The organism is Paracoccus sp. (in: a-proteobacteria) (assembly GCF_047973135.1).
Taxonomy (GTDB): domain Bacteria; phylum Pseudomonadota; class Alphaproteobacteria; order Rhodobacterales; family Rhodobacteraceae; genus Paracoccus.
This window is the reverse complement of the sequence record NZ_JBKEBL010000175.1, coordinates 1-7,032: the sequence shown is the minus strand read 5'-3', so window position 1 is coordinate 7,032 and position 7,032 is coordinate 1. Positions and strand designations below refer to the sequence as shown.

Sequence of the window (7,032 nt, the reverse complement as noted above, 5' to 3'; positions counted from 1 at the left end):
CCGGCGGGGCGGCGGTCGATGCGGAAACTTTCGGGGTCGCCCCATTTCGCCGGATCCATATTGGCCGCGCCAAGAACGCAGATGACCTTGGTGCCTTCTTCCACCGGAAAGCCCGCGATTTCGGTGTCGCGGCCCGCCGTGCGCCCGAATGTATGCACGGGCGAGGTATAGCGCAGCACCTCTTCGATGGCGGGGCGGGCCAGCGACGGATCGGCGCGCAGCCTGTCCCATTCGCCGGGATTCTGCGAAAAGGCCCACAGGGCGTTGCCGATGCCCGTTACTGTGGTGTCCACCCCCGCCGACAGGAAGGACCGCACCAGCATTGCGGCCTCGTCCTGCCCGATCTCGCCCGCATCGGCGGCGGCATAGACCATCGCGCCAAGGCCGTCATCCTTCAGCCGGTCGCGGGCGCAAGCGGCCATGATCCAGGGCGAAATCTGTTCATTCCGCGCCAGCGCCCAGCGGCGCATCGCATTGTCCGGTCCCATGGCATTGAAAACGCAGGCACCGTAATCGACCAGATTGCGCTGATCCACGTCTTTCATGCCCAATGCGGGCGGAAAGACCGCCACGGGGAACGCCTCGGCCAGATCGGTAACGGCGTCGAATGTTCCCGTCGCCAGAAGCTGATCCACCATTCGCGCCGCCGTTTCGCGAAACAGGTCGGTCAGCGTCCTGACCATCTTGGGCGACAGCGCCCGCGCCATGACCTTGCGGGTGCGGGTATGGGCGGGCGGATCGACCTCAAGGATGATTGAGGGCGGGCGCCAGGGCTCGCCGATCTTGAAGTCGTTCAGACCGACCCCGCGCGAGGACACGAAATTCTCGTGATCGCTGAAAACCTTATGCGTCGTCTCGTATTGCCCCAGAGCCAGAATGGAAAAGCGCGGGATATGGACGACCGGGCCTTTCGCGACCAGTTCGCGGTAATATGGCACCGGGTCACGCAGCAAGTCCTCGTCATAGGGATCGATGTCCCAGACGGGCATGCCATCGGGCGGGGTTATGACCTTGTGGCCTTCGATAAGCTCCATGTCCTTCCTCCTCAGGTTTCGATGCCCACACCGACATGGCGGTGCAGCAAATCCGGGTTGCCTTGCAGTTCCCCGGAGGGTCCGTCAAAAACGATCCGGCCATTCGCGATCAGCACCGCCCGCGTCGCGAAACGCAGCGCGGCATCTGCATGCTGTTCGACAAGGATCACGCTGCGCGTTCCGTCGGCGGCCAGATCCTCGAAAACGCGCATCAACTGTTCGCAGATGACCGGGGCCAGCCCCTCAAGCGGTTCATCCAGCAGGATCACATCGGGCCGGGTCATCAGCGTGCGGGCGATGGCAAGCATCTGCTGTTCGCCGCCCGAAAGCTGGGTGCCGCCATTGCGTCGGCGTTCCTTCAGGCGCGGGAACAGGGCATAGGCTTCGTCCAGACTGGCATCGCCGCGCATTGCCGCGATCAGGTTTTCCTCGACCGTCAGCGAGGGAAAGATGTCGCGGGTCTGCGGCACCAGCCCAAGACCCGCCGCATTGCGGCGGAAGGGTGGCATTGCCTCAATGGATTGGCCCTTCAGCCGCAACCTTCCCCCATGCAGCCGTGTCAGCCCCATGATCGTGCCCAGAAGCGTGGTCTTGCCCGCGCCGTTCCGCCCGATCACCGCCAGCCTTTCGCCGGGGGCAAGCGTCAGGTCGATGCCGCGCAGCACATGGGTCGGGCCATAGCCTGCCGTGACATCCTTGAGTTCCAGAACCGGATCAGCCATGACCGCCCCCCAGATAAAGTTCACGCACCTGAGGATTTGCGGCGATGTTCTGCGGTGTGCCCTCGGTCAGGATACGCCCGGCCACCAGCACCACGATCGATCTGGCAACGCGGAACACCAGATCCATGTCATGTTCAATCACCAGCACCGCCAGATCCTGCGGCAGCCGTTCGATGGCATCGACGATCAGATGCGTCTCGCTTGAGGGGACGCCCGCCGCAGGCTCGTCCAGGATCAGTACGCGCGGTTTCAGTGCCAGGGTCAGCGCCATCTCGACCAGCCTCTGCTGACCATAGGCCAGCCCGGCGACCGGCCGGTCAGCAAGCGCGGACAGTTCGAACTGATCCAGCAGGGCCTGAACCTCGGCCTCGACCCGCGCCTCGCCCGGCGCGCGGCGGAACATGCGATAACCGCGCCCTTCGCGTTCCAGCACCGGCAGGCGCAGGTTCTCGCGCACGGTCAGAGAGGGGAACAACGTGGTGATCTGAAAGGTCTTGGCGATGCCCAGTTTTACCCGGCCCGCCTCGTCCAGCGCGGCGATGTCCCTGCCGTCAAAGCGGATCGAGCCCCCGCTTGGCGCCAGAATGCCTGTCACCAGATTGGCGAAGGTCGATTTGCCCGCGCCATTCGGCCCGATCAAAGCCTTGCGCGCGCCCGGAGGCAGGTCGAAGTCGATATGTTCCGACACGGTCAGCCCACCAAAATGCTTGGACAGGCCGCGAACCTCAAGACCTTTCATGACGGCCTCCCATGATGCGGGTCAATGCGGCCGGGGCCGAGATCAGCCCCTTTGGCAGAAAGAACACCACTGCAAGGACCAGCGCGCCGATGACGAACAGCCAGTTGAACGGATCGTTCGCCGCCGCCGTATGATGCACCCACATGAACACCGCCGTGCCGATCACGGCGCCGTAAAGCCGACCGGTGCCGCCAAGGATCAGCATGATCAGTGCCTCGGCCGACAGCGCGAAGGCAAATGTCTCAAGACTGACAAGCTGGGTGATCTGCGCGGTCAGCGCCCCGGCCAGCCCGGCAATCGCCCCGCCGATGACATAGGCCGTCACCCGGCGGCGATAGACCGACACACCGATGGCCGCCATTCGCGCCGGGCTGTCATGCACGCCCCTAAGCGACAGGCCAAAGGGCGACCGGACCAGCACAGCCAGAAAGGCAAAGACAAGCACCGCCACCGCCAGCGCGTACCAGTATCCGGTCTGGCCGATGAAATCGAACTCGAACAGGCCAAGGACGGGGTCCATGCGAATGCCGCGCAGCCCGTCCGCGCCTCCGGTCAGGTCGCGGGCGCGGTTGGCGGTCTCGGCGCAGATCTGGGCGAAGGCGATGGTCAGCATGATGACCGTCAGCCCCTGCGCCCGCATGACCACCAGCCCGGACAACAGCGCCAGCGCCGCCCCCGCCGCCGCACCGACCAGCAATCCGGCAACGGGATCGGCCCAGACATGAATGGCGAACAGCCCCGCCGCATAGGCCCCCGCGCCATACATCGCCGCCTGTCCCAGCGTCGGGATGCCAGCGTAACCCAGCACCAGATCGACCGACAGGACAAGGACGATCATCACCAGAATCCGGGTCAGAAAGGCCAGATTGAAGGGGAACAGGAAATAGCATGCGACGGCTGCCGCCAGCAGGACAAGGGGAATGAGCCGCGTCATCCTAGGCCCTCCCCATCAGGCCCTGCGGGCGAATGGCCAGCAGCGCGATCACCAGCGCGAAAAAGGCGATGGTGGCCAGGTCGGGCACCAGATAGCGGGCGGCGGTCTCGGCGATACCAAGACCAAGCGCGGCCGCGAAAGAACCGGTGATCGACCCCATGCCTCCGACCGCGACCACGATCAGGAACAGCACCATGTAGCGCAGCGGATAATAGGCGTCGATGGGCAGGATCTCTGCGCCAAAGATACCTCCAAGTGCCGCCAGCCCGGCCCCAAGCCCGAAAGTCAGCAGATAGATCGTGCCGGTGTCGATGCCCATGGCCGAGGCGGTGGCGCGGTTGTCCACCGCCGCCCGCAGCCGGATGCCGAACCGGGTTCGGTCCAGCAGCACCCACAGCCCGAATATCACCACCAGCCCCAGCCCGATCACCGCAAGCCGGTGCATCGGCAGGGTGCGAAAGCCCAGATTGACCGGCGTTCTCAACGTCTCGGGCATGGGAATGGTCAACAGCGCCGATCCCTGCCACAGATTGATGCTGGCGATCATCAGGAAGGTCAGGCCGATAGTGGCCAGCACCTGCTGCAATTCGCCAAAGCCGTAAATCCGGCGATAAATCAACCGCTCCAGCGGCAGGGCCAGCAGGATCGTCCCGGCCACCGCAAGCGGTAGCGCCGCCCAGAAGCCAAGGCCCTGATCCCGCATCAGCCAATGGGCCAGCGTGCCGCCGATCATGGCAAATCCGCCATGCGCCAGATTGATGACCCGCATCAGCCCCATGGTGATCGACAGTCCCACCGCGATCATGAACAGGATCATCCCGTAAGCGATGCCGTCCACGGCAATATTCAGCAAAAGTGACATGCGTTTTCCCCGATCACCGACCCCCGCGAGGCGTCAGCCCCGCAGGGTACGGATCACTTGTCCCAGCCCAGATCGCCGACATTCGCGATCACGCCCTTTTCGACATTCTCAAGCAAGCCGGTCTCGGGGTTCCGCTCGACCTCGCGGATATAGACGTTTTGAACCAGCGTCCGCGTTTCGGGGTCCATCCTCACCGGCCCGCGCGGGCTTTCCCAGGCCATGCTGCTGGCGGCCTCGATGGCGGCGGGGCCATCGGACCCGGCGGCCTTGACCATCTCATAGATAAGATGCACGCCGTCATAGGCCCCGATCATGGCCCAGTTGGCGATGGCGTCCGGGTGCAGTTCGTGCAGCTTTGCCAGAAACGCCTCGTTCTCGGGCGACTGATGGGCGGCGGAATAATGGTACGCCGTCGTCAGCCCGATCCCGGCATCGCCAAGCCCCTGCAAATTCACCTCTTCGGTTTCCGCCGTACCCAGAAACACGATCCCGGCATCCTTGAGGCCGTTTTCATTATAGGTCCGGGTAAAGGTAAAGGTCGGAGGGCCGCCGGGCAGGAAGGCAAAGACCGCATCGGGTGCCTCGTCGCGTACCCGCTGGATGAAGGGGGTAAAATCGGTCGTGGACAGCGGCATGCGGATCGTATCGACGACCTGACCACCCTTGATCTCGAACGCGGTCTTGAAGGCGTTCTCGGCGTCGATGCCGGGGCCATAATCGGTAACGGTTGTGGCCACCGTGCGGATGCCCTGATCATATGCCCAATCTGCCAGCGGCGCCGAGACCTGCCACAGCGTATAGCTGGTGCGCAGGTAATAGTCGCTTTCCTTGTTGATCGACGATGTGGCCGCGTTGAAGATCACCGTCGGCGTCTGCGACTGCTGGATCATCTGAGCCACGGCCAGCGCGTTCGGCGTGAAGGTGAAACCGGCCAGATAATCGACCCGATCACGGATCAGCAATTCCTGGGCAAGGCTGCGCGCGGCATCGGGGTTCGGCCCGCCCACATCCTTGAAGATAAATTCGATCTCGTGATCTCCGGCCGTGGTGCCGTGCTGTGCCTGATACACCTCGATGGCCTGCTGATACTGCGTGCCATATTGCGCGAATGGTCCCGAAAAGGGGGTAATCACGCCCACCTTGATCGTGTCCGCCGATGCGGCCCCGGCAAGCGTGGTCATGACCAGCGCGGCGGTTATGCGAAATGCTGTATTCATCGTTCCCTCCCTGAAAGCGGCGGCATTTCTATGCGCTGCCGGTTTTTGCACAATGAGGGACACGCCCGGTCAGGCCTGTTCGCCAGCCCGCCGGTAAGGTGCATCTGTCAATCGCAGCATAGCGGCACGCTGCCGGTGCGCCCGGAAACGGCCAGTCCCTCCCTGGTCCCTCGCCGAAGCCGGATCGCGATTGCAGCGAGCCATCTCTGTTGAGGAATCAACTCGGAAAACAATGCCGATGACCAATTGATTTGTCAACTGTGATTGCGATATTCCGTCGCACCCCGATGGCGGGAAGGCACCTTGTCTATCGCAGATCGGCCAGCCGCCGCAGGATCTGATGATGCAGGTCGCGGCGTTCTTCAGGGGTCAGAAAGGCACCCAGTTCGATCTCGCGGTTGCCGTCAGTCAGGGTCAGGTAATCCTCGACCGGGCCTTCGCGCAGCTTGGCGCGCACCCAGTAGGGGTTGGCGGTCCATTCACGCGCTGCCCGTCCGGGATCGCGGCGTGACAGGTGCAGGCGGTCGCGGGTCAGATGCAGGCATTCGCTGGTCTCGCCGCTGCGATAGCTGCGATGCAGCGCGTACCACACCCCCCCGATGGCCAGCGCCATGAAAGGAAGCAGCCCCCATAGGGTCGCTGTACCCAATACCGCCAGAAGGGGCAGGGCCAACCCCACCGAAGTCAGTCCGATGAACCACACGAATCCCTTGCGCGGCAGCGACCGAAATGGCCATGCGCGCAGTTCGGCCCCGTCAGGGCGGTCGGTCCATTCATAGGGCATAGGTGTGATCCTGCAAAAACGGCCCCGGATCGCTCCGGGGCCGCTGCAGTCGTTTTGGATCGGCCATGGCCTTAATGGGCGTAGGCGTGATCCCAGTCCTCGCGCTTGGGTAGCTGCTCGAACGTATGTTCGGGCGGGGGCGAGGGCAGGGTCCATTCCAGCGTGTCGGCATGCTCGTTCCAGTAGTTCGGCACATTCACGCGCCGACCGGCGAACAGCGTATAGGCCACGATGCCGATGAAGAACAGGAAGGACGCGAACGAGATATAGGCACCGATCGAGCTGATATTGTTCCAGAACGCGAACTCGACCGGATAGTCGATATAGCGGCGCGGCATGCCCTGACGGCCCAGGAAGTGCTGCGGGAAGAAGATCATGTTCGAGCCGATGAACATCAGCCAGAAGTGGACCTTGCCGGCCCATTCCGGGTACTGGCGGCCGCTCATCTTGCCGATCCAGAAATAGACCCCGGCGAAAATCGCAAAGACCGCACCCAGCGACATCACATAGTGGAAATGCGCCACGACATAATAGGTGTCGTGATAGACGCGATCCAGCGGCGCCTGCGACAGCACAACGCCGGTCACGCCGCCGACGGTGAACAGGAACAGGAAGCCGAAGGCCCACAGCATCGGGGCCTTGAACTCGATCGAGCCGCCCCACATGGTGGCGATCCAGCTGAACACCTTGACCCCGGTGGGCACCGCGATGACCATCGTTGCCAGCATGAAATAGCTCTG

At 63.4% G+C, this 7,032-nt stretch carries 8 protein-coding genes; all 8 read right to left on the bottom strand.

The window, feature by feature from the left end; genetic code table 11:
• Positions 1-1,034, bottom strand: a 1,034-nt coding sequence (locus ACK5L9_RS13630; protein ID WP_416912013.1) for a cytochrome P450, incomplete at its 3' end; no start/stop codon positions are given.
• An 11-nt stretch (positions 1,035-1,045) separates the two neighbouring features.
• Positions 1,046-1,756, bottom strand: a complete 711-nt coding sequence (locus ACK5L9_RS13625; protein ID WP_416912012.1) for an ABC transporter ATP-binding protein — start codon at positions 1,754-1,756, stop codon at positions 1,046-1,048.
• Positions 1,749-2,495: an ABC transporter ATP-binding protein gene (locus tag ACK5L9_RS13620; RefSeq protein WP_416912011.1), complete on the bottom strand. Its 747-nt coding sequence runs from the start codon at positions 2,493-2,495 to the stop codon at positions 1,749-1,751. The genes ACK5L9_RS13625 and ACK5L9_RS13620 overlap by 8 nt, the downstream gene beginning before the upstream one ends.
• Positions 2,482-3,429, bottom strand: a complete 948-nt coding sequence (locus ACK5L9_RS13615; RefSeq protein WP_416912010.1) for a branched-chain amino acid ABC transporter permease — start codon at positions 3,427-3,429, stop codon at positions 2,482-2,484. The genes ACK5L9_RS13620 and ACK5L9_RS13615 overlap by 14 nt, the downstream gene beginning before the upstream one ends.
• Before the next feature lies 1 nt (position 3,430).
• Positions 3,431-4,291, bottom strand: coding sequence for a branched-chain amino acid ABC transporter permease (locus ACK5L9_RS13610; protein WP_416912009.1), 861 nt, complete (start codon positions 4,289-4,291; stop codon positions 3,431-3,433).
• 53 nt (positions 4,292-4,344) lie between these two features.
• Positions 4,345-5,508, bottom strand: coding sequence for an ABC transporter substrate-binding protein (locus ACK5L9_RS13605; protein WP_416912008.1), 1,164 nt, complete (start codon positions 5,506-5,508; stop codon positions 4,345-4,347).
• 307 nt (positions 5,509-5,815) lie between these two features.
• Entirely contained in the window at positions 5,816-6,292 is a 477-nt protein-coding gene (locus ACK5L9_RS13600) for a DUF2244 domain-containing protein (RefSeq protein WP_416912007.1), read from the bottom strand.
• 71 nt (positions 6,293-6,363) lie between these two features.
• Positions 6,364-7,032: cbb3-type cytochrome c oxidase subunit I (locus ACK5L9_RS13595; RefSeq protein WP_416912006.1), on the bottom strand; the 669-nt coding region annotated here is incomplete at its 5' end.